Below are 26,318 nucleotides of genomic sequence, written 5' to 3'. Positions count from 1 at the left end.
CTTAGTACAGCGAGTGGGTGTTCTTTTCGATGTCTTCTCTGGTGATGCGGCCAAACATTTTCCAGTAACACCAGCTGGTGTAGCCCAGAATAATCGGCACGAAGACAATCGCCACATAGGTCATCAGGTTCAGCGTCATCTGGCTGGAGGTCGCATCCCACATGGTCAGGCTAACGTTCATCATCGTGCTGGACGGCATAATGAATGGGAACATAGCGATACCCGCAGTCAGGATGATACACGCCAGGGTAATGGAGGAAGAGACAAACGCCAGAGCGCCCTTCTCCAGACGTGAGGTCAGAATAGTCAACAGCGGCAGCACGACGCCCAGAGCAGGGATTGCCCACAGCGACGGCATGTTGTTGAAGTTAACCATCCACGCACCGGCCTGACGCGCCACTTCTTTGGTCAGCGGGTTAGACGGCGCTGCGCGATCGATAACCGAGGTCACCACGTAACCATCGATACCGTAGACCACCCAAACGCCTGCCAGCAGGAAGCAGACCAGCGTGACCAGGGCCGCAACCTGTGAGGTGACGCGAGCACGCAGGTGCAGTTCACCGACGGTACGCATCTGCAGGTAGGTCGCGCCCTGGGTCAGGATCATCGCCACGCTTACTACGCCGGCCAGCAGGCCAAACGGATTCAGCAGCTGGAAGAAGTTACCCGTGTAGTACAGGCGCATGTATTCATCCATGTGGAACGGCACGCCCTGCAGCAGGTTACCGAACGCCACGCCGATCACCAGCGGCGGCACGAAGCTACCGATGAAGATGCCCCAGTCCCACATGTTACGCCAGCGGGTGTCCTCAATCTTCGAGCGGTAGTCGAAACCAACCGGACGGAAGAACAGAGACGCCAGCACCAGAATCATTGCCACATAGAAGCCGGAAAACGCCGCGGCATAGACCGTCGGCCAGGCGGCAAACAGCGCGCCGCCCGCGGTAATCAGCCATACCTGGTTTCCGTCCCAGTGTGGAGCAATGGAGTTGATCATGATTCGACGCTCGGTGTCGTTACGACCGAGGAAGCGGGTGAGCATGCCCACCCCCATGTCGAAGCCATCGGTGACGGCAAAACCAATCAGCAGAATGCCGATCAGCAGCCACCAGATTAAACGCAATACTTCATAATCGATCATTTGACGACTCCTGTCTTAGCGTGCCGGCTGAGTAGTCGCGGAAGACTGCTCATAGTGGTAGCGACCGGTTTTCAGGCTGCTTGGGCCACGGCGTGCGAATTTGAACATCAGGTACAGCTCCGCCACCAGGAACAGGGTGTACAGACCGCAAATCAGCAACATCGAGAAGATCAGGTCAGCGGCGGTCAGCGAGGAGTTCGCCACCGCGGTCGGCAAGACCTCACCTATCGCCCACGGCTGACGGCCGTATTCAGCAACAAACCAGCCGGACTCGATGGCAATCCACGGCAGCGGAATCGCGTAAAGCGCGATGCGCAGCAGCCATTTTTTCTCGCCGACCTGGTTGCGGATAACCGTCCAGAAGGAGGCTGCAATGATACCCAGCATCAGGATGCCGCAGGCAACCATGATACGGAAGGCAAAGTACAGCGGAGCCACGCGAGGGATCGAGTCCTTCGTTGCCAGCGCAATCTGAGCTTCCGTCGCGTCGGAGACGTTCGGCGTATAGCGTTTCAGCAGCAGCCCGTAGCCAAGGTCTTTCTTGACGCTGTTGAATTCGTCACGAACGGCCTGATCTTTCGAACCGGCACGCAGTTCTTCAAGCAGGGTGTAGGCTTTCATGCCGTTGCGGATACGCGCTTCGTGCTGAACGAGCAGCTCTTTCAGACCGGTAACCTGCTTATCCACGGAGCGGGTGGCAATAATCCCCAACGCATACGGAATTTGAATCGCGAAGCGGTTTTCTTGCGCATCCTGATCGGGAATACCAAACAGGGTGAAGGCAGCCGGTGCCGGCTGCGTTTCCCATTCGGCTTCGATAGCCGCGAGTTTGGTCTTCTGCACGTCGCCCATTTCGTAACCGGACTCATCACCGAGAACGATAACGGAGAGAATAGCGGCCATACCGAAGCTTGCTGCGATGGCAAAGGAGCGTTTAGCGAAGGCGAAGTCGCGACCGCGCAGCATATAGTAGGAGCTGATGCCCAGAACGAACATCGCGCCGCAGACGTAACCAGAGGCGACGGTGTGGACAAACTTCACCTGAGCTACCGGGTTCAACACCAGCTCGGAGAAGCTGACCATCTCCATACGCATGGTTTCGAAGTTGAAGTCCGAGGCGATCGGGTTTTGCATCCAGCCGTTAGCAACGAGGATCCACAGTGCGGAAAGGTTGGACCCCAGAGCCACCAGCCAGGTCACCGCCATGTGCTGTACTTTGCCCAGACGATCCCAGCCGAAGAAGAACAGACCGACAAAGGTAGATTCGAGGAAGAAGGCCATCAGCCCTTCAATGGCCAGCGGCGCACCGAAGATATCGCCCACGTAGTGAGAGTAATAAGACCAGTTTGTCCCGAACTGGAACTCCATGGTCAAACCGGTTGCTACACCCAGCGCAAAGTTGATACCAAACAACTTGCCCCAGAATTTGGTCATATCTTTATAAATCTGTTTGCCGGAAAGGACGTAAACCGTTTCCATGATGGCCAGCAGGAACGCCATACCGAGCGTCAGTGGCACAAAAAGGAAGTGGTACATCGCGGTCAAGGCAAACTGTAAGCGCGACAGTTCGACTATATCTAACATCATGACTCCTTGCTCATCGCATGAAGACTCCGAGAGTGAACCCCGTTAGAAAGGGTCACACACATGCCCCAATACAAATTTATTTGCGCCTTTTCGCCGTACCCTTTCTTCCTGAGAGGAAACGGCAATGGAGAAAAGTTACAAACATGTTAAAAAAACACCCAAATTGATCCCGTGGTTATATTACGCTGCAAATCCCTTACAATAAATAGGTTTTTATTGAGATAAATTTGCGCTTTTCGACAGAGATCAATTTATAGCGAAAATACCGGTTTTCGGCCAATTTGATCGGCGACAATTTAACTCCATTTCTCATTTTTTTCCAACTGTTAAACATTGATTTAAATCAATTTTCATTTTGAATGTTAATTATGTTTACTATGTGCAACGCTAGTAAACGATTGGTTAAAGATATGTTTTGCGAAGGTGTCATCAGTTACTGAAAATGATAGTCGATTTATTTAAAGCCGGAGAGGAATTTAATGAGTGGAAGAATAGCGGTCAAAACTGAGCCATAAACGGATAATGATGCGTAGCTCACAGATTTTTTTTATCAAGTCAGTACCATATATTTTTTACTTATTTTATTTATCATTAAATTCACTTTAAATTAACACGCATGCGTAACTATCTCATTCCCAAGTAAGAACCTATCCCAGCAGGCGTTATTGTCGCAGGCAGTTTGAACACGGACAGCGCACAGAAACCGGAGCGTACAGGCTTTGTTGAATAAATCAGATTTGGGGGCAAGCATCTTCGTAGCTGGTTGCAGTTGTCAGATAATACGCACGCTTTCTGGCATGCCTGCCTTCGTCATTTTGTTCAGCGCACGCACCATGGCCAAGGCCTCTGCAACCTGACCACCGTAGTCACGCAACGTCAGCGAACCTCCGAACAACTGCTTTACCCTGTACATCGCCGTTTCCGCTATCGACCGACGGTTGTAATCTGGTGTCCATTTCCATCGTGTATTGCTCCCGCTCAGCCGTTGATTCGCAACAGCACGATTGCGGTCTGCATACTCACCTGGCCAGTAGCCCGCTCCTTTTCTTCGGGGAGGAATGAGTGCGCTGATTTTCTTGCGACGCAGTTCGTCATGACATCGCCGCGTATCCTAAGCTCCGTCCGCCGCCGCTGACCTGATTTTTCGGTGGGTTTGCCGGATAAGTCCCGGAAAAGCTTCAGCGTCCGTGACATTGTTCAGCGACAGGTCCGCGCAGATGACTTCATGCGTACTCGCATCAACAGCCAGATGCAGTTTTCGCCAGATACGACGGCGCTCTTTGCCGTGCTTTTTGACTTTCCACTCACCTTCACCGAAGACTTTTAAGCCGGTGGAGTCGATAACCAGATGCGCAATTTCACCCCGGGCGGGCGTTTTAAAACTGACGTTAACCGACTTTGCCCGCTTGCTGACACGGGTGTAATCCGGACAACGAAGAGGAACACCCATCATGGCAAAAATGGAATCAATAAAGCCTTGTGCGGCTCGCAGGGTCAGGCGGAATACACGTTTAACGACCAGGACGGTGGTGATGGCGAGGTCAGAATAGTACTGAGGCCGTCCCCGCGATGTGTGTATGGCGGGCTCATACCAGGCCTGAATAGCCTCGTCATCAAGCCAGAAAGGACGGAGTCGCGGTTGATGAGGGCCTTGTTGTAGTTGCGCCAGTTGGTGACTTTAAACTTCTGCTTTGCCATGGGACGGCCAGTGTTGCCGGATGATGCGTGATCTGATCCTTTAACTCAGCAAAAGTTCGATTTATTCAACAAAGCCAAAAATTATTTAAAGAATAAAAAAAGCGCGCAAGGACATCAGGTTATCCCCGAGTGTTATATTTTATTATCCCGTCAGATGTCATTGATCTATTCCATGATTAATGCATATTAGCAGCAATCAAATAATACCCAATAACACCCCAGCACCTCAATAAACACAATTTAAACAAGGTGTCTGCCCCGCAAATAGCGTCAATAAGTTGTCAATATTTTTTCACTTTATACTCTAAATAATTCAAGTTGCAGGACGGCGGCAAGGGAGTGAATCCCGATGAGCTTACACCAGTAAGTGATTCGGGTGAGCGAACGTAGCCAACACACATGCAACTTGAAGTATGACGAGTATAAATGCTCATCAATATAACGTAGGACAGAGGCCAGTTTTATTTCGTGCGGTGGACGTTGCGCATAATAAAAATCACTATTTCGGCGAGGTTGCTTATTCGCTATCACTTTTATCCCCTCAACCGGCGTGACGTTATTCACAATAAAATGAAGTAATCTTTCTGCCGCCAATCGATGACTATTGTCGGTGGCCTTACTGTGGTCACAAATAATATATCCCCACACTTTTTCAAAACACATGAGGGGCAGTGAAAAGAAATTTAACCCTGCATAGCGGTCAGGCAATTGCTCCCCACGGGTATCAATAACCACGGCGATCAGACCGATTGCACGAGAAAAGGTCGTTGCCAACGAAGAGAAAAACCGGTGTTCATCATCCCTGTCTCTTTGCTGCACATTATTCTCCAGTAGCCTGATAGTCAGCCGCTAATATGCAGAATTTAGCGCATCAAAAGAATGACTTTAAACGCAAAAACTAATCTCATTTTCGCAGATGAATTTGATCAAAATGCATGACCAACCCAACGTTCATGCAAACGCCCCCTGATGGGTCAAGGAACGCCCCCTGCACAACACTTCTCAAAATTTAACGAATATTCACAGATTGTTGTGAGCGTGATTTTACCACTAATGAAACAATAATCATTATATTTCAAATGATTATACATTTTTAATACATTAACATGATGTTCTTGTTTGTGAGAATCATCATGTTAATGTGAAATCGACTACTGAATAATATGCTCAATCAGTAAACAATCTGAACGGAGTGGAGTCATGGCCGTCACAACAGGAGTTATCGCCGACGATTTTACCGGCGCAACGGATATCGCAAGTTTTATGGCAGAACAGGGCTGGCGAGTCGCGCTCTTGCCCGGAATGCCCGACCTTACGCAGCAGTGGAACGAAGAAATTGATGCAATTGTTATCTCGCTGAAAAGCCGATCTCTGCCCGCAGAGCAGGCCGTCGCCCAATCGCTGGCTTGCGCCCGGTGGCTAAAACAAAACGCAGGCGTCAGGCAAGTCTATTTCAAATACTGCTCAACGTTTGACTCTACACCGCACGGCAATATTGGCCCGGTGAGCGATGCCCTCATGGAAGCGATGCAGATCCCGCTTATCGTTCACTGCCCCGCTCTGCCGCAAAACGGACGCACGGTGGTGCACGGTCATCTGTTTGTCAACGGTGTTCTGTTGAACGAGTCCGGCATGGAAAAACATCCGCTTAACCCGATGACCGATGCCAATTTGTCACGCCTGCTGTCAGCGCAAACGCCGAATACCGTTGGCAATATTGATCTCAATACCATTCGCAGCGGTGTGCAAGCAGTCACTCACGCGCTCGCCAGCCTTAAAGCTGAAGGAAAACGCCACGTGATTGTCGATACGCTGGACGAAGCCGATCTCCACATGCTAGCCCAGGCGCTGCACGACTCTCCCTTGTTAGCCGGAGGTTCCGGGCTCGGCGGCGCGCTGGCCGCCAACGCCGGCGCTCAGCAGACATCGCCACCACAAGACTTTCCGCATCCCATCAAAGCGGTGGTCTTTTCCGGGAGCTGTTCGGCGATGAGCAACCGTCAGGTCAATCGCTATAAAACGGCGGCGGCCTCTCGTTTGCTCGACGTAGCACGCTGCCTGTCGGACGCCGAGCGCTATACCGATGAGCTATCGCAGTGGGCCATGTCGCATATCAGCGACCCGCATGCACCGCTGATTTACGCCACCCAGCCACCTGATGCGCTAAAACGCATTCAGCAAGAGTATGGCGAGCAGCCCGCCAGCCAGGCGATTGAACATACGTTTGCCCGGCTGAGCGCGAAGCTCCAGGCCGCAGGCGTGAACACCTTTATTGTTGCTGGTGGCGAGACATCCGGCACCGTCGTGGAAGCGCTACAGGTAACGCGTCTGTCCGTCGGCAAGGCCATCGCCCCGGGGGTTCCATGGGTCTTCTCCGCCGAACTGGCGCTGGCGTTGAAGTCAGGCAATTTTGGCGACGAAGATTTCTTTTTTACCGCCCAGGAGTACACATCATGAGCCAGGTGAGTGAGCAACAACTTCGCGAGCAGCTCGTCCATTATGGCCGCTCTCTATTTATGCGCGGCTACAGCAGCGGCGGATCCGGCAACCTGAGCGTTAAGCTCGCGGATGGCGGTTATCTGGTCACCCCAACTAACTCCTGCCTGGGAGAACTGGACGCAGCAACGCTGAGCAAACTGGATGCCAATGGCGTTCATCTCAGCGGGGACAAACCGTCGAAAGAGGTGCCGATGCATTTGGCATGGTATCGCCACCGTCCCTCCTGCGGAGCAGTGGTTCATCTGCATTCGCCGTGGCTGACCGCACTCTCTTGTCTGCCGTGTGAAACACCGGAAAACTGTCTGCCGCCATTAACGCCATACTACGTGATGCGCGTCGGGCAGTTGCCGCTGCTGCCCTACTTCAAACCTGGACATGAAGGCATCGCCAGCGCGCTTAGCGAAATCGCCGCTGACCACACGGCGGCGCTGCTGGCCAACCACGGTCCGGTCGTCAGTGGTCGCTCGCTGCGCGAAGCGGTATTTAACGCCGAGGAGCTGGAGGACAGCGCCCGCATCTGGTTGACCTTAAAACCGCTCGGTTACGTACCGCTCTCAGTTGAGGCGGTAGCCGAACTCGAACAATCCCGGCGAGCGTGAGGTGAGATAATGATCCCCGAACAACGACGTGACTTTATCTATCGCTACGTTCATGAAAAAAACGTCGCCTCATTTAATGAGCTGGCGGACTTGATGAGCGTGTCGCATATGACCGTGCGCCGCGACATTCAATTGCTGGAAGAGGAAGGCAAAGTTATCTCGATTAACGGCGGCGTGAAGCTCAATAACCTGCTGAAGTCCGAGCTGCCGTGGCGGGAAAAGGCGGAGCTGCATCATGAGGTGAAGCGCAAAATGGGCCAGCTTGCCGCCATGCTGATTGAGCCGGGGCAAACGCTGTATCTGGATGCCGGAACCTCGCTGTTTGAAGTGGCGAAAGCGGTAGCCGCCAGCCACTGTTTTAATCTGACCGTGGTGACGAACGACTTCTCCATCAGCCACTACCTGATGGACATGCCGCATATCACCCTCTATCACACCGGCGGTCTGGTGGATCAACGCAACCGCTCAAGCCTTGGCAAAAGCGCCGCCAGCTTTTTGCGTACCATTAATATCGACGTGGCGTTTCTCAGCTCATCGTCGTGGGATACCGAGCGCGGCATGTCGACCCCCAGCGAAGGCAAAGCCTCGGTTAAAGAGGCGGTTCTCACCGTTTCCCGCCGCCGGGTGTTGGTCTGCGACAGCAGTAAATTTGGCAAGTACGGGATGTTCCATATCTGCGGTCTGGATCAGCTAACCGATATTATTTCTGACAATCAGCTGCCAGATGACGCGCAACAAGCCATCGCCAATCAGGGGGTAAAACTGCACCTGGTCGATAGCCGGGAGGGGAAATATCATGCTGAAATTAGCGGCTAACCTTGACTGGTTGTTTACTGAATTGCCGATAGCAGCACGCTTTCAGGCGGCAAAAGACGCGGGTTTTCGCGGCGTGGAGGGGCTGTTTCTCTGGCAGCATCCGCTGGAGACGTTGCAGGCGGCTCAAAGGAAAACCAGCCTGCCGGTAGTGCTAATGAACGCCCCGGCAGGCCGCTGGCAGCAGGGTGAACGGGGACTAGCGGCGTTACCAGGCCGCGATGAGGAGTTTCGCCATAGCCTGAATCTGGCCCGGGAATATGCCACAGCGCTAGGCTGCCGCCGGGTTCACGTGATGTCGGGCCTGCGCTGTGATGATCTTACCCTCAACGCTCAGCACACTCTTCTGATCGACAGATTGCGCAGCGCCTGTGATGTAATGGCGGAAGCGGGACTTGACGTACTTATTGAGCCATTAAATCCGCAGGATATGCCGGGCTATATGATTGATAATTTCCCGCTGGCCGAATCTATTATTCGCGAGATCGACAGGAAAAATATCAGTTTACAGTTTGATATTTACCACTGCCAGAAAATTCACGGCGATGTGGTAAAAAATATTGAACTTTATTTCCCATTGATAAAACATTTTCAGATTGCTTCTGTTCCTTATCGCCATGAACCAGGAACCGGAGAATTAAATGAAACGTGGATTCTCGATTTTATTGCACAACTGAATTATCAGGACTGGATCGGCTGTGAATATCGGCCATCGACGTCAGGACCTGAATCATTACGCTGGATAACGCCTTACCTATAATTTTAATATTTCTATCTCTGTACCGGAGGAATAAATGTCGGATACCGTTATTATCTCGCTGGCGCCCGTGGCTGCGGATTGCCCCAGAGTGATACCTGAAGAACTGGCGCAGGAAATACTCGCCAGCGTGGAACATGGTGCGGCCATTGTTCATTTGCACGTTCGCGATCAACAGGGGCGCCTGACCCCGGACACCAGCGATTTTCAGGCGACCATCGACTGCGTGATGCGCCACTCAGACCTGATTATTCAGGCCTCAACCGGCGGTGTTTCAGCGATGTCCATCGCTGAACGCTGCGCCCCGCTGACCTGCCCCGGCGTGGAAATGGCCTCGCTGAACGTCGGCTCCGTCAACCTCGGCGATGTGGTCTATTTTAATCCCGGTCCGGATGTCGAATATTGCTCCCGGCAAATTACCGCGCGCAATATTATTCCGGAATTTGAAATTTTCGAAATTGGCATGATTAATAACATCCTCGCCCTGCAAGATAATATTAAATTTAAACAGCCAATGTTATTTAATATCGTCCTGGGACATCGCGGCAGCACCCCTGCCACCGTTGATGCCTTAATTGCTCTACGTAGTATGATCCCACGCGATGCGTTATGGGGAATTACCCATTTCGGCAGAAAGAACTTCGATATTATTGCCGCCGCGGTTGGTATGGGTGCCAGCGAAGTGCGTATCGGCTTTGAAGACAGTTATTATTTAAGCGCTGAAGAACGCGCTGAACATAATTACCAGCAGGTCGCCAAACTTGCCACGTTGATTCGTAGCATGGATAAAAAAGTCGCCACGCCAGAAATAGCGCGGCAAATGTTAGCCATTCCGCCCCGGCAGCAATAACGAGGAAGGACATTTCATTATGACTATGACGAGCGTTATACATAAAGCCGGGCTCGGCATCAGCATCGCCGGTATCGCGCTGGCGGCGATTGGCGCGCTGATGCAATCTCCCGCTCTCTGGCAGCCAGGACTGGTGATGTTCACTGCCGGGTTTGCGGCAGGCGCGGGTTACTGGCCGGGTTTGCGCAGCTATCAGTTTACGCTGTGGATCATCGCCGGTTTTGTCGCCGCGATGACCTGGTCTACAGATCTGATCGTCTGGGGCGGTTTCAATATCACCCATAAATGGATCGTGTTTTTGGTTATCCAGGCCACCATGTTCAGCATGGGTACTAAGTTGACGATCCAGGATTTTATCGACGTCGCCAAAATGCCGTGGGCGGTATTTATCGGCACCTTCTGCCACTTCGTGATCATGCCGCTACTTGGCCTGAGCATTACCCTGATCTTTGATTTTCCGCCTGAAGTGGCGGTAGGTATTCTGCTGATAGGTGCCTGTCCGAGCGGCCTCTCTTCGACGGTAATGGTGTATATAGCTAACGCCAACCTGGCGCTGGCCGTTTCCATTGCCGCAGTTTCGACGCTGGTGGCAACGGTGATGACGCCGCTATGGGTGAATTTGCTGGCCGGTTCCATGATCGATATTCAGCTCACCGCGATGGTGATGGACGTGGTGAAAATCGTGCTCATCCCTATCGGCGCGGCGATTTTACATGACTACCTGAAAACTTACGCTGGCGTGCGCGGCCGTCGTACCGTGCAGATTCTGGCCGGGATTGGCGCTCTGTGGCTGCTGTATATGAGCGCCGGTGGCTGGGACGCACAATTCGGCTCCGCCAGCGCAGAGGCGCAAATGTACGCGGTGGTGCTGAATTTTGCCGCAGGCGGTCTCGTCTGGGCGCTGTTCTACAACTGGCTGTACGGTCGCGTCGAGAGCATTAAGAAGATTATGCCGACCATCTCAATGATCGGGATTATTTTCTTCACTACTACCGCCGCTGCCGCAGGGCGCGACAATCTGGTGCAGGTCGGCTTCCTGCTCTGCTTCGCCATGCTGATGCATAACCTCGGTGGCTTCCTGATTGGCTACCTGATGAGCCGCTGGATCTTCCGCATGGATGTACAGTCCGCCCGCACCGTGGCCTTTGAAGTCGGCCTGCAAAACGGCGGCATGGCGTCAGGGCTTGCCGCAGCCATGGGCAAATTGGCAACCGTCGGCCTTGCCTCGGCGGTAATGACCCCGCTTGGCAACGTCAGCGGCTCGCTGCTCGCCAACTACTGGCGCAAAAAAGATGCCCGCCAGGCGCAGGCAGCGGCCGCTCAACAGACACATCAGCCCGTTTCTGAACATCTTTCAAAAGGATAATTCATGATGACTACTCTGACCTTACAGCAAGCAATACGTGCCGTGGAGAGTGCGCTCACCCTCGCCGAGAATCGTTACGCAAATCGCCCGCTAAGCGTGGCGGTGTGCGATGCCAGTGGGGAGCTACTGAGCTTTGCCCGCATGGATACAGCCAAACTGTTAACTATTGAGCTGACCCAGCGCAAAGCGCGCACCAGCAGCCGCTTAGGCTGTACCACCCAGGCATTTTTGCAGCGCCTGCAAAAAGAGCAGCTGGATATCGGTTATTTTGCCGACTCGCGTTTTACCGCCCTGCCCGGCGGAGTTCCAATTCTGCATGACGGTAAATGCCTGGGCGCCGTCGCCGTCGGCGGCCTGTCAGCACAGGAAGATCATGATGCGGCAATGGCCGTCGCGGAAAATTTGCTTAAGGAGATTGCCCAATGAAAAAAGTTGCCATGCTACACACCAGTGCCGCCACCCTCGCCATGATGCAGCAGCTAATTGCCGACATCATGCCGGAAGTCGACGTGATGCACCTGGTCGAAGAGTCCATGATTAAACAGGTGATGAAGGCCGGCGGCGTAACGCCAAATATTGCCGCCCGCATCGCTGACTATGTGCACATCGCCGAAAAAGCGGATTGCGATATTTTCATCACCGCCTGCTCTTCTATTGGCTCCGCGGTCGAGCAGTGCCAGTTTATGACCCCGCTCCAGCTTGCGCGTATTGATTGCGCGATGGTCGAAGAAGCCATCAGTAAAGGCGAGCGTATCGCCGTGCTGGCAACCGTCGCTACCACGCTGAAGCCGACGCTGGATTACGTGCAGCGCAAAGTCCAGGAAAGCGGCCAGCAGCGCACTGTCACGCCGATATTAATGGAAGAGGCCTTCCATGCGCTATTAGCGGGAGATATGGATACCCACGATCGTATCGTCAGCGAAGGATTAAAGAGCGCGTTTACCCAGGCGGATGTGGTCATGCTGGCGCAGGCGTCGATGGCGCGGGTGTTACAGCAGCTCCCTGCCCCGCCGGTACCGGTAATGACCTCGCCGGAGAGCGGCATTCGCTGGCTGAAGGCGCTGGCGGAACGCTGAGTTACGGGCAAAAAAAAGGCCATCATCAGATGGCCAACCATGTCGAAACTGGACCGGCCCCGAGCTATTCACTCTCAGCGATCGAATAGCAGGGGCCGTTTTATTACATTTACTTAATGATAGATTTCAGCGCTTCGCCGATGTCTGCCAGGCTACGGACGGTTTTCACACCGGCCGCTTCCAGGGCAGCAAACTTCTCGTCAGCCGTGCCTTTACCGCCGGCGATGATGGCGCCAGCGTGGCCCATACGCTTGCCTTTCGGCGCGGTCACACCGGCGATATAACCCACTACCGGCTTGGTCACGTGCTCTTTGATGTAGGCTGCCGCTTCTTCTTCAGCGCTGCCGCCGATCTCACCGATCATCACGATCGCTTCGGTCTGCGGGTCTTCCTGGAACAGCTTCAGGATATCGATGAAGTTAGAACCTGGGATCGGGTCACCGCCGATACCGACGCAGGTAGACTGGCCGAAGCCGTAGTCAGTAGTCTGCTTAACCGCTTCATAGGTCAGTGTACCGGAACGGGAAACGATACCCACTTTACCCGGCTGGTGAATGTGGCCCGGCATGATGCCGATTTTGCATGCGCCTGGGGTGATAACGCCCGGGCAGTTAGGGCCGATCATGCGCACGCCGGCTTCATCAAGCTTCACTTTCACGGTCAGCATATCCAGAGTCGGGATACCTTCGGTGATGGTGATGATGAGCTTAATGCCCGCATCGATAGCTTCCAGAATGGAGTCTTTGCAGAACGGAGCCGGTACGTAGATAACGGTTGCGGTTGCGCCGGTTGCGTCTACGGCTTCGCGCACGGTGTTGAACACCGGCAGGCCAAGATGCGTGGTGCCGCCTTTGCCCGGCGTCACGCCACCGACCATTTGCGTACCGTAAGCGATCGCTTGTTCAGAGTGGAAAGTCCCCTGGCTACCGGTGAAGCCCTGGCAGATAACCTTGGTGTTTTTATCAATTAAAATGGACATTATTTCCCCTCCACTGCAGCAACAACCTGCTGCGCTGCGTCCGTCAGACTTTTCGCTGCAATAATATTCAGGCCGCTGTCAGCCAGTTTCTTCGCGCCCAGTTCGGCGTTGTTACCTTCCAGACGAACGACCACCGGAACGTTAACGCCCACTTCCTCTACCGCGCCGATAATGCCGTCAGCGATCAGGTCGCAACGCACGATACCGCCGAAGATGTTAACCAGTACGGCTTTAACATTGCTGTCGGAAAGGATGATTTTAAACGCTTCTGTTACGCGCTCTTTGGTTGCGCCGCCGCCAACATCAAGGAAGTTAGCCGGTTCGCCGCCGTGCAGCTTAACGATGTCCATGGTGCCCATCGCCAGGCCTGCGCCGTTAACCATACAGCCAATGTTGCCGTCCAGCGCAACGTAGTTCAGCTCCCACTGTGCAGCCTGAGCTTCACGCGGATCTTCCTGAGACTGGTCGCGCATTTCACGCAGATCCGGCTGACGGAACAGGGCATTGCCATCGGCGCCCAGCTTGCCGTCGAGGCAGATCAGGTCGCCCTGTTTGGTGATAACCAGCGGGTTGATTTCGATCAGCGCCAGATCGCGCTCCAGGAAAATGTTCGCCAGGCCCATGAAGATTTTGGTGAACTGCTGAACCTGCTTACCTTCCAGACCCAGTTTGAACGCCAGCTCACGGCCCTGGTAAGGCATCGGGCCCGCCAGCGGGTCGATAGCAATTTTGTGGATCAGGTGCGGCGTCTCTTCCGCCACTTTTTCGATTTCCACGCCGCCTTCGGTGGAAGCCATGAACACAACGCGACGGGAGCTACGGTCAACCACGGCGCCAAGATAGAGCTCTTTGGCGATATCGGTCGCCGCTTCAACCAGGATCTGGTTAACCGGCTGGCCGTGCGCATCCGTCTGGTAGGTCACCAGGCGTTTGCCCAGCCAATGTTCAGCAAATGCGCGAATATCTTCTTTGCTGTTAACTACTTTCACACCGCCCGCTTTACCGCGGCCGCCAGCGTGAACCTGACATTTCACTACCCACGGACCCGCACCGATTTTTGAAGCGGCTTCTTCTGCTTCGCGCGGAGTAGTACAGGCATAACCCACCGGCGCCGGTAAGCCATAGCGGGCAAACAGTTGTTTTGCCTGATATTCATGTAAGTTCATGTGTTCAGTCCATCCTTCAGGTAATCGTTATCATTGAGTCTGTAAGGCGATAAATCGCCGTTTACAGCGCTGATGATGTTTTTATTGGCCCGGCACGCTGAACGCTGCCGGGCCATGATCGCTACACGTCCAGCAGCAGACGAGTCGGGTCTTCCAGCAGCTCTTTAATCGCTACCAGGAAGCCTACCGATTCACGTCCATCGATCAGACGGTGGTCGTAGGAGAGCGCGAGGTACATCATCGGCAGAATTTCTACCTTGCCATTGACCGCCATCGGACGATCTTTAATAGCATGCATACCCAGAATTGCGCTCTGCGGTGGGTTGATGATTGGCGTAGACATCAGAGAACCGAAGACGCCGCCGTTGGTAATGGTGAAGTTACCGCCGATCAGATCGTCTACGGTCAGCTTGCCGTCGCGGCCTTTCAGTGCCAGCTCTTTAATATTCTTTTCGATATCCGCCATGCCCAGCAGATCGACATCGCGCAGAACCGGCGTTACCAGGCCACGCGGCGTCGATACGGCCATGCTGACGTCGAAGTAGTTGTGATAAACCACGTCGTCGCCATCGATGGAGGCGTTCACTTCCGGATAGCGCTTCAGCGCTTCCACGACCGCTTTCACGTAGAAGGACATAAAGCCCAGGCGGATGCCGTGACGTTTTTCAAACGCGTCGCCGTACTGCTTACGCAGATCCATAATCGGCTTCATGTTGACTTCGTTGAAGGTCGTCAGCATGGCGGTAGAGTTTTTCGCTTCCAGCAGACGCTCGGCCACGCGTTTGCGCAGGCGGGTCATCGGAACGCGTTTTTCGGAGCGGTGGCCCAGCTGAGCAACCGGAGCCGCGGCCGCAGCCGGCGCCTTGGTTTCCGCTTTAGCCGGCGCTGCCGCCAGATGTTTTTCAACATCTTCACGGGTCAGACGGCCGCCAACGCCGGAGCCTTTGATCGCGCTCGCATCGAGGTTATGTTCAGCCAGCAGGCGACGGATCGCCGGGCTGAGCGCATCGTTACTCTGCTCTTCCAGAGAAGCCTGCTGACGCTGAGCCGGGGTGGACTCTTTCGCATCGGCCTTCGCACCGGACTCTTTGCCAGCGCTGTTACCTTCACGCAGGCGGCCCAGAATTTGACGAGAAAGCACGGTTGCGCCTTCGTCTTCCAGCACTGCTTCCAGAATGCCGTCCGCTGATGCCGGTACTTCCAGTACCACTTTGTCAGTTTCGATTTCCACCAGCACTTCATCACGCTGGACGCTATCGCCCGGTTTTTTATGCCAGGTCGCAACGGTCGCGTCAGCTACGGACTCAGGCAGATCGGGAACCAGAATATCTACGCTACTCATTATGTATCCTTTAATTAATCGACGTTCAGCGCGTCATTGACCAGATCTTGTTGCTGTTTCTGGTGAACGGACATATATCCTACCGCCGGAGAGGCGGAGGCCGGGCGGCCTGCATAACGCAGAGAGGCCCCAAACGGAATCACTTCGCGGAAGTGATGCTGGCTGCAGTACCACGCGCCCTGGTTGAGCGGTTCTTCCTGACACCAGACAAAATCATGCACCTGCGCATAAGGCTTCAGCGCTTCCTGTACCGCCTGATGCGGGAACGGATAGAGCTGCTCTACGCGCACGATAGCGACATCTTTTTGGTCGTTCTTACGACGCTGCTCCAGCAGGTCGTAATAAACTTTACCAGAGCACAGTACTACGCGCTTCACGGCTTTCGGGTCGAGATCGTCCACTTCACCGATCGCCGGCAGGAAGGTGCCGTTTGCCAGCTCGTCGAGGCTGGAAACCGCCAGCGGGTGGCGCAGCAGCGACTTCGGTGACATCACCACCAGCGGACGGCGCATACCGCGCAGCGCCTGACGACGCAGCATGTGGTAAACCTGAGCCGGCGTAGAGGGTACGCAGACCTGCATGTTCTGCTCTGCGCAGAGCTGCAGATAGCGTTCCAGACGCGCGGAGGAGTGCTCCGGGCCCTGGCCTTCGTAGCCATGCGGCAGCAGCATCACCAGGCCACACATCCGGCCCCACTTCTGCTCGCCGGAGCTGATGAACTGGTCAATAACAACCTGAGCACCGTTGGCGAAGTCGCCGAACTGCGCTTCCCAGATAGTCAGAGTGCGCGGCTCAGCGGTGGCATAGCCGTATTCAAACGCCAGTACCGCTTCTTCAGAGAGCACGGAGTCCCAGACTTTGAAATGCTCCTGGCCGTTATGCACGTGCTGCAGCGGAATATAGGTTGAGCCGTTCACCTGGTTATGAATAACCGAGTGGCGGTGGAAGAAGGTGCCGCGACCGGAGTCCTCACCGGACAGACGAATCGGAATGCCTTCATCAACCAGCGTCGCGTAGGCCAGATTTTCCGCCCCGCCCCAGTCGAACAGCTTCTCTCCGGCCGCCATCGCCTGACGATCGCCGTAAATTTTGGCGACGCGAGACTGCATTTCAATACTTTCAGGCACGGTGCTGATGCGCTTAGCCAGTTCCTGCAGGCGCTTCATCTCTACCTTGCTCGGGTAGCCCTCATCCCACTCGTGGTTGAGGTACGGCGACCAGGTAAAGGAGTGCAGGTTCATCGGACGCCACTCTTCTACCACGCATTCGCCGGCATCCAGCGCGTCGCGGTAGAGGTTGACCTGCTCGGTTGCGTCTTCCAGCGTCGAAACTTTGTCCTGCTCGAGTTTGTCAGCATAGATTTTGCGCGGAGTCGGATGCTTTTTGATTTTCTGATACATCAGCGGCTGGGTTGCGCTCGGCTCGTCGGCTTCGTTATGGCCGTGACGGCGGTAGCACACCAGGTCGATCAGAACATCGCGTTTGAAGGTATTGCGGAAATCCAGCGCCACGCGGGTAACGAAAGCCACGGCTTCCGGGTCATCCGCGTTAACGTGGAAGATCGGCGCCTGAACCATCTTACCGATATCGGTACAGTACGGCGTGGAGCGCGCGTCCAGCGGGTTCGAGGTGGTGAAGCCCACCTGGTTGTTGATAACAATACGTACGGTACCGCCCACTTCGTAACCGCGGGCTTTCGACATGTTCAGGGTTTCCTGAACCACGCCTTGACCGGTGATCGCGGCGTCGCCGTGAATGGTAATCGGCAGTACTTTATTGCTGCTTGGCTCGTCAAGACGATCCAGACGGGCGCGCACGGAACCGATAACCACCGGGCTGACGATTTCGAGGTGCGACGGGTTAAACGCCAGCGCAAGGTGTACCAGACCGCCTTCGGTTTCCATATCGGAAGAGAAGCCCATGTGGTACTTCACGTCGCCGGTGCCGAGGTGTTCTTTATGCTTGCCGGCGAACTCGTCAAACAGATCCTGCGGCTTTTTACCGAGGACGTTGACCAGCACGTTCAGACGGCCGCGGTGCGCCATGCCCAGCACCACTTCGCGGGTGCCGCTTTTGCCAGCGTGGCGGATCATCTCTTTGAGCATCGGGATCAGCGCATCGCCGCCTTCCAGCGAGAAGCGTTTCGCGCCCGGGAATTTCGCGCCGAGGTAGCGTTCCAGACCTTCAGCGGCGGTCAGTTCGTTTAAGAAGCGTTTTTTCTCTTCAGCGGTAAAGCTGGCTTTCCCTGCTACCGATTCAATACGCTGCTGGATCCAGCGCTTCTCTTCGGTAGAGGTGATATGCATGTATTCCGCGCCGATAGCGCCGCAGTAGGTCTGTTTGAGCGCTGACAGCAGCTCGCCCAGCTTCATCGTATCTTTCCCGATGGCAAAGGAACCTACGTTATAACTTTCCTGGAAATCGGCCTCGGTCAAATCGTGGTATGCCGGGTCTAAATCTGCCACTCTATCCTGTTTCCACAGTCCCAGCGGATCGAGATTCGCATGCTGGTGACCGCGGAAGCGATAGGCGTTGATGAGCTGCAGGACTTTAACCTGCTTCACATTGGTGTCAGGGTCGGAAATCGAAGAAGTGTAACGTGAGGCATCCTTCGCCAATCGACGGAAATAATCACGCGTTTTGGAATGAAATTGATCCGGTTTGACTCCGGTGCCAGGTAACTGCTGGAACATAGAACGCCAGTTGGCGTCAACAGAGTCAGGATCGGTTAAGAAGTCTTCATAGAGCTGTTCTATCCAGCTCTGGTTCGAACCAGAGAGGTAAGAAGAGTCCAGCCAGGCTTTCATTGCGCCGTTCTGCATCGTGATCCCTTAAGCATTTATATGCTTATTTCGCCGTAGAAACTACCACGCACATGGATTGTACGTGCCGGGGTTCACTCATTACGGACGAGTTGTGGCTTCTGCGTCCGCTAAGGAACCTTTAAAAACTGCCATTAATCTTCGGCGTTCAGGCTGCGGTTGCGTTAGCTGCCTTCACTTACCCCAGTAACATAGTTCACTATGCTCCCGGGGATGCGTTCAGTTGCCGCCTTACCTCGCTCTGAACGCCTTGATTACTGGTACATATTTGGCGGTTTTTAAAGATTTCCTGCCATCCCCTTCATAATTCAAGTTACATGTGCGTTGGCTTTCCTCACTCACCCCAGTCACTTACTTGAGTAAGCTCCTGGGGATTCGCGGCGTCGCCGCCTTCCTGTAACTCGAATTATTTAGGGTATTCATTTCCCGGCGGCACAAACGCTGCCGGGGCTACTGCTTCGGGTAGCCCGGATAAGCGATAGCGCCATCCGGGACAGACCGGGTTACTTACGCACTGCGCTGCAGCAGCATCGACTTGATATGGCCGATGGCGCGCGTCGGGTTCAATCCCTTAGGACAAACACTGACGCAGTTCATAATGCTATGACAGCGGAATACGCTGAAAGCATCGCTTAACCCTTCCAGGCGGCTGTCGGTTTCGGTATCGCGGCTGTCGATCAGGAAGCGATACGCCGCCAGTAAGCCTGCCGGGCCGACAAATTTGTCCGGGTTCCACCAGAACGACGGGCAGGACGTTGAACAACATGCGCACAGAATGCACTCGTACAGCCCGTCGAGTTTCGCACGCTGCTCTGGCATCTGCAGATGCTCACGAGCCGGAGGATTTTGCCCATTATTCAACAAGTAAGGCTTAATCTTCTCATATTGTGCATAGAATTGCCCCATGTCTACAACCAAATCGCGGATAACCGGCAAACCTGGCAGCGGACGGATAACAATCTTCTTACCCGGCTGATTCAGCGCGGAGATCGGCGTGATGCACGCCAGACCGTTTTTACCATTCATGTTCAGACCATCGGAGCCACAGACCCCTTCACGGCAGGAACGGCGAAATGAGAGCGACGGGTCTTTTTCCTTCAGCTGCATCAGCGCGTCCAGCAGCATCATGTCGCGACCTTCTTCCGCTTCCAGGGTGTAATCCTGCATATGCGGAGCATCGTCAACGTCCGGGTTATAACGATAAACTGAAAACTCGAGTTTCATTTTCCTGTCTCCGCATTAATAAGTACGAATCTTCGGCGGGAATGCCGGGCGCAGTTTCGGTTCCATGTTGACGCTACGACGCGTCATGGCTTCCGACTCTGGCAGGTACAGGGAATGGCACAGCCAGTTTTCATCGTCACGTTCCGGGAAGTCGAAGCGGCTATGCGCGCCACGGCTTTCGGTACGGAAGTTTGCCGACACCGCGGTGGCGTAAGCAGTTTCCATCAGGTTATCCAGCTCCAGACACTCAACGCGCTGGGTGTTGAACTCGCTGGAGGTATCGTCCAGACGCGCATTTTTCAGACGCTCGCGGATAACCTTCAACTGCTCAAGCCCTTTCGCCATCGCATCACCTTCGCGGAACACCGAGAAGTTGTGCTGCATACATTCCTGCAGCGCTTTGCGGATCTCGGCCGGGTCTTCACCGTTACGGTTGCCGTTCCAGCGGTTGAGGCGCGCCAGGGAAGCGTCGATCTCGTCTTCCGTCGCGTCGCGAAGCTCGCCCTGTTCGGCGATAGACTCCTGCAGATGTACGCCGACCGCGCGGCCGAACACCACCAGGTCAAGCAGCGAGTTGCCGCCCAGACGGTTAGCGCCGTGGACCGATACGCAGGCGATTTCACCGACGGCGAACAGCCCAGGAATAACCACATCTTCGCCCTGCGCGTTAACGGTCAGCGCCTGGCCGCTTACGCGGGTCGGAATACCGCCCATCATGTAGTGGCAGGTTGGGATAACCGGAATCGGCTCTTTCACCGGGTCAACGTGCGCAAAGGTACGGGACAGTTCAAGGATACCCGGCAGGCGGGATTCGAGAACTTCTTTACCCAGATGGTCAAGCTTCAGCTTGGCGTGCGGGCCCCACGGACCGTCGCAGCCGCGACCTTCGCGGATTTCGATCATGATGGAACGCGCCACCACGTCACGACCCGCCAGGTCTTTCGCATTCGGAGCATAGCGCTCCATAAAACGCTCGCCGTGTTTATTCAGCAGATAGCCGCCTTCACCGCGGCAGCCTTCGGTGACCAGAACCCCAGCCCCGGCGATCCCGGTTGGGTGGAACTGCCACATTTCCATATCCTGCACCGGCACGCCGGCGCGGATCGCCATCCCAACGCCATCACCGGTATTGATGTGGGCGTTGGTGGTGGATTGATAAATACGACCTGCACCACCGGTGGCCAGCACGGTTGCGCGGGCCTTGAAGTACACCACTTCGCCGGTTTCAATACACAGCGCGGTACAGCCAACGATGGCACCGTCGGCGTTTTTCACCAGATCCAGCGCGTACCATTCGGAGAAGATAGTGGTGTGGTTTTTCAGGTTTTGCTGATACAGGGTATGCAGCAGGGCGTGGCCGGTACGGTCAGCCGCCGCCGCGGTACGTGCCGCCTGCTCGCCGCCGAAGTTTTTCGACTGGCCGCCAAACGGACGTTGATAAATGGTGCCATCTTCGAGGCGCGAGAACGGCAGGCCCATATGATCCAGTTCGAGAATCGCTTCCGGACCGGTTTTGCACATATATTCAATGGCGTCCTGGTCACCAATGTAGTCCGACCCTTTAACGGTGTCGTACATGTGCCATTCCCAGTTATCTTCATGGGTATTACCGAGCGCAACGGTGATGCCACCCTGCGCGGAAACGGTATGGGAACGAGTAGGGAACACTTTGGAGAGCAGCGCACAGGACTGGCCGCTCTGGGAAATCTGCAGCGCCGCGCGCATACCTGCGCCACCGGCACCAATCACAACAGCATCAAATTCTCTGACAGGCAATTTCATTACACACCCCACACCACAACAAATCCATAAAGAACGTAAGCCACCAGCGCAACGACGATAAGCAGTTGCAGAACCAGGCGCACAGCCAGTGGTTTAACGTAGTCCGTCAGTACCTGCCACATACCGATCCAGGCGTGGATCAGGATGGAGACGAGGGCCAACAGGGTGAAGACTTTAGTGAACGCGGAGGAGAAAAAACCCGTCCAGACTTCCCATGATATTTCACCCGTGGTGGCAAAAAAGCCGACCATATAGATGATGTAGAGGGTCAGAACGATGGCGGTAGCACGAACCAGAATGAAGTCATGTACGCCGTTGCGTCCCAGTGCTGAGGCGTTGCTTACCATACGAGGACTCCTGCGAGAAGTGAAAGCACGACAGTAATAACAAAAGAAATCTTGGCGGAGCGTGTCCCTACTTCGAGGGTTTCTTCCAGGTAGCCAAAGTCCATCATCAGGTGGCGGATACCGACCACTGCGTGATAAGCCAATGCGGTCAGAATGCCCCACATAATGAATTTCACGAAGAAGCTATCCATAATGGATGCCGCAGTGAGGAAACCTTCGGGAGAGGAAAGGCTGGTGCCCAGCAACCAAAGCAGAATCCCGACCGCCACGAAGGTGATCACACCGGATACGCGATGGAGAATGGACGCTATCGCCGTGATTGGGAACCGGATCGTTTGCAGATCCAGATTGACAGGTCTTTGTTTTTTCACATTTCTTACCATGAATAACGCCCACATGCTGTTCTTATTGTTTCCTTCCTCCGGTCTGCTTGCGGGTCAGACAGCGTCCTTTCTATAACCTGTAGTCATGAATAAACTCCTTTTCAGGAGCGAAAACGTGACCAAACAACGCTGGGTGGCTCGGGATTGCAGGGTGTTCCGGAGACCTGGCGGCAGTATAGGCCGTTCACAAAATCATTACAATTAACCTACATATAGTTTGTCGGGTTTTGTCCCGAACAGTGATCAAAGTCACGATAACAACATTATTTTAAAATTTAATCACCTGATTTGACAAATATTAAACATTCTTGTTACAACCATTACCAGATAAATGCAATAATGCTCAAAAGTTATGGGGTCACTCTTTCACCTGAGAATAAGTTATGCAACAGTGTGACGGTATTGACCAATGTAATCAGGACGGTTATTAGTGGTATAACGATTTTCAAATTCGGGCTGCTAAAACACTGATTTGCTGTTATTTCGTCGTAAACTGAAAACGTTCCATCAAGCGCCTTTGCTCTGTACCCTGCCAATTCCGCTGTCGCAGAGCTGTGTGCAACATAACAAACTGGTAACGTAATCAGGCACGAGCCGAAGGCAAATCCCCCCCGGCAGTCTTAAGCAATAAAGGCGCTAAGGAGACCATAAATGTCTGATGCAAAAGCAAAAATCACCCTAGGTGGTGATACTGCTATCGAACTGGATGTGCTAAAAGGCACGCTAGGCCAGGATGTTATTGATATTCGTAGTCTTGGTTCAAAAGGCGTATTTACCTTTGACCCTGGTTTCACGTCAACCGCATCGTGTGAATCTAAAATCACCTTTATCGACGGTGATGAAGGTATTCTTCTCCACCGTGGTTTCCCGATCGATCAGTTAGCGACCGAGTCCAACTACCTTGAAGTCTGCTACATCCTGCTGAACGGCGAAAAGCCGGATCAGGCCCAGTACGAAGAGTTCAAAACCACCGTTACCCGCCACACTATGATCCATGAGCAGATTACCCGTCTGTTCCATGCGTTTCGTCGCGACTCGCACCCGATGGCGGTGATGTGCGGTATTACCGGCGCGCTGGCGGCGTTCTATCACGACTCCCTGGACGTTAATAATCCGCGCCACCGTGATATCGCGGCGTTCCGCCTGCTGTCCAAAATGCCGACAATGGCAGCAATGTGTTACAAATATTCAATCGGCCAGCCTTTTGTTTATCCGCGCAACGACCTCTCCTACGCGGGTAACTTCCTGAATATGATGTTCTCCACGCCGTGTGAAACCTACGAGGTTAATCCGGTACTGGAACGCGCCATGGACCGTATTCTGATCCTGCACGCTGACCACGAACAGAACGCTTCAACCTCAACCGTCCGTACCGCAGGCTCCTCAGGCGCGAACCCGTTCGCCTGTATCGCTGCAGGCATCGCCTCCCTGTGGGGACCGGCGCACGGCGGCGCGAACGAAGCGGCGCTGAAGATGCTGGAAGAGATCAGCTCCGTTGAGCACATTCCGGAATTCGTTCGTCGTGCGAAAGATAAAAATGACTCTTTCCGCCTGATGGGCTTTGGCCACCGCGTGTATAAAAATTACGACCCGCGCGCCACCGTCATGCGTGAAACCTGCCATGAAGTGCTGAAAGAGCTGGGCACCAAAGACGATCTGCTGGAAGTGGCGATGGAGCTTGAGCACATTGCGCTCAACGACCCGTACTTCATCGAGAAGAAACTCTATCCGAACGTCGATTTCTACTCCGGTATCATCCTGAAAGCGATGGGTATTCCGTCCTCCATGTTTACCGTTATCTTCGCGATGGCGCGTACCGTTGGCTGGATTGCCCACTGGAACGAAATGCACAGCGACGGCATGAAAATTGCCCGTCCGCGTCAGCTGTACACCGGCTACGACAAACGCGATTTCAAGTGCGACATCAAGCACTAAGCCAGGTTTCGGCAACAAAAAACGCGCCTTAAGGGCGCGTTTTTTATCTCTGCAATATCGCTGCTATCTGAGCACCATTCAGGGCAGACGAAACGCCAGTTGAAGGTCATTGAGGCTATCGAACGCCTGAGATGATTGCTGCTGCAGGCGCGGAAGATCGAGCTGATGCAGCAGTTGGGCTACGGGAGAGGACGAGCGGACCACCAGTACCGCGCTGGAAATCTCTTTGGCAAGCGCCTGCGCGGACGGATTATCCAACGGACAAATGTTCAACCCAACCTTATCCAGCGGAATCAGCGATGCTTGCTGATGCCAGACGCCGGTATCAATTTCGCCGAGAAAAACGGAACGCGGCAGCAGGGTAAAATCCACTTCCACATATTCATAATCCGCTTCCGGGAACTGGGCTCGCGTCAGCCGCTGATGATCGCTGGAATGAAAATCGATGCCGACGCGTGGGCGCCGGACTAAGGTCGCATCGGTTTTCTCCACCACCACCAGACTACCCGGTCGATAGTAGCTTCCGTAGCCGACGTCAAAAAGTTCGAAGCCCTGTTCGGCGGCATCCGCCATCAGCATTTGTGCAGAGCCGGAAGAGAGCAGAACAATATCAACCGCATGATGCTCAAAAGCGGCCAGGCGCGAACGCGCGCCGCGCAGATAGCCGACGGTGGTGACCACACCCCAGCATTCGGACTGCTGTACAAACGCGGAGGCCACCTGCGTCGCTTCGAGGGAGCCTCGAGGCGGCAGCAGGATATGCACCGGCGGCATGCGCGCGGCGTCCCAGAGCGTCGGGAAATCCCAGGAGACCACAAACGTCCCCTGGTGCCCGCGAGAGACGAGATTAACCGCGCCATCTTTTTTCAACTCCTGCAGCGCCTTTTGCACCGTACCAGAGCCAATATCCAGCACCTCCTGAAACCAGGAGGTGGTCGGCAGACGGCCAGATAGCCCAAGCGTGATAATCGTGCGGGCAATAAATGCGACCGGAGAAAGCTGTTTCGCATCGTGCGCAATAACCGTCATTATTTCCGTCAACTCTTACTGTTCCAGAAGCCGCAGCGCCCGTTCAACGCTGTGGTTTTCATGCACCACGGCATTCAGCGCGCGAAGCACGCCGGCCGGCCGCTGCGCGCGGAAAATACGTCGTCCAAACATAACCCCTTTCGCTCCCGCCTGCATGGCATCGGCCGCCAGCTGCAGCGTTGACTGCGGATCTTCGCCGCCCGCACCGCCTGCCAGCAGCACTGGAGTATAGCAGGTGCTTGTTACCGCAGCAAAATCCTCCACCGAGCCGGGCCAAAGCGCCTTCACCAGATCCGCGCCGATATCGGCGGCAATGCGGCAGTACATACTCATCACCCCGGCGCTAAGCGCGTCGGGATCGATGCCCTCCAGCGCCGAGCGCGGTTCGATAATCACCGCGATACCGTATCGTTCACATTCGCGAACAATACGCGCGTTGCGCGCAATTTCCGCCTGTTCCAGCGCCGTATCCTTCTGCCCGAGGTACATATAGGTCATCACTGCATCAATACCGCTGGCGGCCACCTCGCTAATTTCTGCCAGCTGCACCAGCACGCCTTCGCTGCGGCCATCTTTTCCCGGCGTATAGATCGAACGCGCGTGGTTTTTCCAGTCGAGATGTAGCACAAACCCCGGCCTGTCACGCCCCATAAACGTCTGATCCACCAGCGGGATCATCCCCGGCGATACCATCACCCCATCCGCGCCGCGCAGCTGGGCAAAGACGGTTTCAATATCCCTGCGGGTTTTCAGCCCCGACGGTGGGCCGGACATCACCCCGTGGGAGGCGGCTACGACCACCGCGTGCCCTGTTTCCGGGCGCAAAATACGACTTAAACGAACTGCCTTGCCGGTACGGGAATCCATCTTGCTCTCCTTCACAAAGTTGACTAAAAAAGTAAAATGCAATTTGCAGCTTTCTG

22 protein-coding genes and 1 pseudogene are annotated in these 26,318 nt (G+C 54.5%); 9 read left to right on the top strand and 14 right to left on the bottom strand.

The window, feature by feature from the left end; all coding sequences use genetic code 11:
- Position 1: 1 nt before the first annotated feature.
- From cydB to GVK32_RS19865, 4 genes and pseudogenes are all read right to left on the bottom strand, one after another.
- On the bottom strand, positions 2 to 1,141 hold the full coding sequence (gene cydB, locus GVK32_RS19880) for a cytochrome d ubiquinol oxidase subunit II (RefSeq protein ID WP_045854504.1): 1,140 nt from the start codon (positions 1,139 to 1,141) through the stop codon (positions 2 to 4).
- Between the two features lie 15 nt (positions 1,142 to 1,156).
- Entirely contained in the window at positions 1,157 to 2,725 is a 1,569-nt protein-coding gene (gene cydA, locus GVK32_RS19875; protein ID WP_132511851.1) for a cytochrome ubiquinol oxidase subunit I, read from the bottom strand.
- A gap of 775 nt (positions 2,726 to 3,500) precedes the next feature.
- Positions 3,501 to 4,491, bottom strand: a pseudogene (locus GVK32_RS19870) (IS5 family transposase).
- A 232-nt stretch (positions 4,492 to 4,723) separates the two neighbouring features.
- Complete coding sequence (locus GVK32_RS19865) at positions 4,724 to 5,245, bottom strand: hypothetical protein (RefSeq protein WP_159872035.1); 522 nt, start codon at positions 5,243 to 5,245, stop codon at positions 4,724 to 4,726.
- A gap of 381 nt (positions 5,246 to 5,626) precedes the next feature.
- On the opposite strand from GVK32_RS19865, the gene otnK reads away from it, so the two are divergent.
- The 8 genes from otnK to GVK32_RS19825 are packed head-to-tail and all read left to right on the top strand — an operon-like array spanning position 5,627 to position 12,386.
- Entirely contained in the window at positions 5,627 to 6,883 is a 1,257-nt protein-coding gene (gene otnK, locus GVK32_RS19860; RefSeq protein ID WP_159872034.1) for a 3-oxo-tetronate kinase, read from the top strand.
- Positions 6,880 to 7,524, top strand: coding sequence for an aldolase (locus GVK32_RS19855; protein ID WP_159872033.1), 645 nt, complete (start codon positions 6,880 to 6,882; stop codon positions 7,522 to 7,524). Before otnK ends, GVK32_RS19855 begins: the two co-directional genes overlap by 4 nt.
- A gap of 9 nt (positions 7,525 to 7,533) precedes the next feature.
- Complete coding sequence (locus tag GVK32_RS19850) at positions 7,534 to 8,340, top strand: DeoR/GlpR family DNA-binding transcription regulator (protein ID WP_159872032.1); 807 nt, start codon at positions 7,534 to 7,536, stop codon at positions 8,338 to 8,340.
- Positions 8,321 to 9,097, top strand: a complete 777-nt coding sequence (locus tag GVK32_RS19845; RefSeq protein ID WP_159872031.1) for a hydroxypyruvate isomerase family protein — start codon at positions 8,321 to 8,323, stop codon at positions 9,095 to 9,097. The genes GVK32_RS19850 and GVK32_RS19845 overlap by 20 nt, the downstream gene beginning before the upstream one ends.
- 34 nt (positions 9,098 to 9,131) lie before the next feature.
- Positions 9,132 to 9,944, top strand: a complete 813-nt coding sequence (locus GVK32_RS19840) for a 3-keto-5-aminohexanoate cleavage protein (RefSeq protein WP_159872029.1) — start codon at positions 9,132 to 9,134, stop codon at positions 9,942 to 9,944.
- Between the two features lie 19 nt (positions 9,945 to 9,963).
- Positions 9,964 to 11,310 carry a bile acid:sodium symporter family protein gene (locus tag GVK32_RS19835; protein WP_159872027.1) on the top strand — a complete coding sequence of 449 codons (1,347 nt, stop codon included), beginning with the start codon at positions 9,964 to 9,966 and terminating at the stop codon, positions 11,308 to 11,310.
- Positions 11,311 to 11,316: 6 nt separating this feature from the next.
- Entirely contained in the window at positions 11,317 to 11,736 is a 420-nt protein-coding gene (locus GVK32_RS19830) for a heme-binding protein (protein ID WP_159872040.1), read from the top strand.
- Positions 11,733 to 12,386, top strand: a complete 654-nt coding sequence (locus tag GVK32_RS19825) for an aspartate/glutamate racemase family protein (protein ID WP_159872025.1) — start codon at positions 11,733 to 11,735, stop codon at positions 12,384 to 12,386. The genes GVK32_RS19830 and GVK32_RS19825 overlap by 4 nt, the downstream gene beginning before the upstream one ends.
- A 109-nt stretch (positions 12,387 to 12,495) precedes the next feature.
- On the opposite strand, the gene sucD is transcribed toward GVK32_RS19825, so the two are convergent.
- From sucD to sdhC, 8 genes are all read right to left on the bottom strand, one after another.
- The gene (sucD, locus tag GVK32_RS19820) at positions 12,496 to 13,365 is read right to left on the bottom strand and encodes a succinate--CoA ligase subunit alpha (RefSeq protein ID WP_041144638.1); all 870 of its coding nucleotides are present in this window, start codon (positions 13,363 to 13,365) and stop codon (positions 12,496 to 12,498) included.
- Positions 13,365 to 14,531, bottom strand: coding sequence for an ADP-forming succinate--CoA ligase subunit beta (gene sucC, locus GVK32_RS19815; protein ID WP_041144637.1), 1,167 nt, complete (start codon positions 14,529 to 14,531; stop codon positions 13,365 to 13,367). Before sucC ends, sucD begins: the two co-directional genes overlap by 1 nt.
- Positions 14,532 to 14,652: 121 nt before the next feature.
- Positions 14,653 to 15,873, bottom strand: coding sequence for a 2-oxoglutarate dehydrogenase complex dihydrolipoyllysine-residue succinyltransferase (odhB, locus tag GVK32_RS19810; protein ID WP_133596866.1), 1,221 nt, complete (start codon positions 15,871 to 15,873; stop codon positions 14,653 to 14,655).
- A 14-nt stretch (positions 15,874 to 15,887) separates the two neighbouring features.
- Entirely contained in the window at positions 15,888 to 18,695 is a 2,808-nt protein-coding gene (sucA, locus tag GVK32_RS19805) for a 2-oxoglutarate dehydrogenase E1 component (RefSeq protein ID WP_159872023.1), read from the bottom strand.
- Between the two features lie 507 nt (positions 18,696 to 19,202).
- On the bottom strand, positions 19,203 to 19,919 hold the full coding sequence (gene sdhB, locus GVK32_RS19800; RefSeq protein WP_159872021.1) for a succinate dehydrogenase iron-sulfur subunit SdhB: 717 nt from the start codon (positions 19,917 to 19,919) through the stop codon (positions 19,203 to 19,205).
- Positions 19,920 to 19,934: 15 nt separating this feature from the next.
- Positions 19,935 to 21,701 carry a succinate dehydrogenase flavoprotein subunit gene (sdhA, locus tag GVK32_RS19795; protein ID WP_159872019.1) on the bottom strand — a complete coding sequence of 589 codons (1,767 nt, stop codon included), beginning with the start codon at positions 21,699 to 21,701 and terminating at the stop codon, positions 19,935 to 19,937.
- Positions 21,701 to 22,048: a succinate dehydrogenase membrane anchor subunit gene (sdhD, locus tag GVK32_RS19790; RefSeq protein WP_041144632.1), complete on the bottom strand. Its 348-nt coding sequence runs from the start codon at positions 22,046 to 22,048 to the stop codon at positions 21,701 to 21,703. Before sdhD ends, sdhA begins: the two co-directional genes overlap by 1 nt.
- Positions 22,042 to 22,446 (bottom strand): succinate dehydrogenase cytochrome b556 subunit, encoded by a 405-nt coding sequence (gene sdhC / locus GVK32_RS19785; RefSeq protein ID WP_045854497.1) that lies wholly within the window; start codon positions 22,444 to 22,446, stop codon positions 22,042 to 22,044. The genes sdhD and sdhC overlap by 7 nt, the downstream gene beginning before the upstream one ends.
- Positions 22,447 to 23,082: 636 nt before the next feature.
- On the opposite strand from sdhC, the gene gltA reads away from it, so the two are divergent.
- Positions 23,083 to 24,366: a citrate synthase gene (gltA, locus tag GVK32_RS19780; RefSeq protein WP_095095145.1), complete on the top strand. Its 1,284-nt coding sequence runs from the start codon at positions 23,083 to 23,085 to the stop codon at positions 24,364 to 24,366.
- A 78-nt stretch (positions 24,367 to 24,444) separates the two neighbouring features.
- Here the strand turns inward: gltA and GVK32_RS19775 are convergent, their stop codons facing one another.
- Together GVK32_RS19775 and GVK32_RS19770 are read right to left on the bottom strand one after the other, a co-directional pair.
- Positions 24,445 to 25,395, bottom strand: coding sequence for a YhfZ family protein (locus tag GVK32_RS19775; protein ID WP_159872017.1), 951 nt, complete (start codon positions 25,393 to 25,395; stop codon positions 24,445 to 24,447).
- Between the two features lie 15 nt (positions 25,396 to 25,410).
- Positions 25,411 to 26,262, bottom strand: coding sequence for a class I fructose-bisphosphate aldolase (locus GVK32_RS19770; protein WP_123707040.1), 852 nt, complete (start codon positions 26,260 to 26,262; stop codon positions 25,411 to 25,413).
- Positions 26,263 to 26,318: the final 56 nt, after the last annotated feature.

The sequence above is a fragment of the Klebsiella sp. 18074 genome (assembly GCF_902705905.1).
Taxonomy (GTDB): Bacteria; Pseudomonadota; Gammaproteobacteria; order Enterobacterales; family Enterobacteriaceae; genus Klebsiella; species Klebsiella terrigena.
Note: the sequence above shows the minus strand (reverse complement) of the source record. Positions and strands in the feature narration are given on the sequence as shown.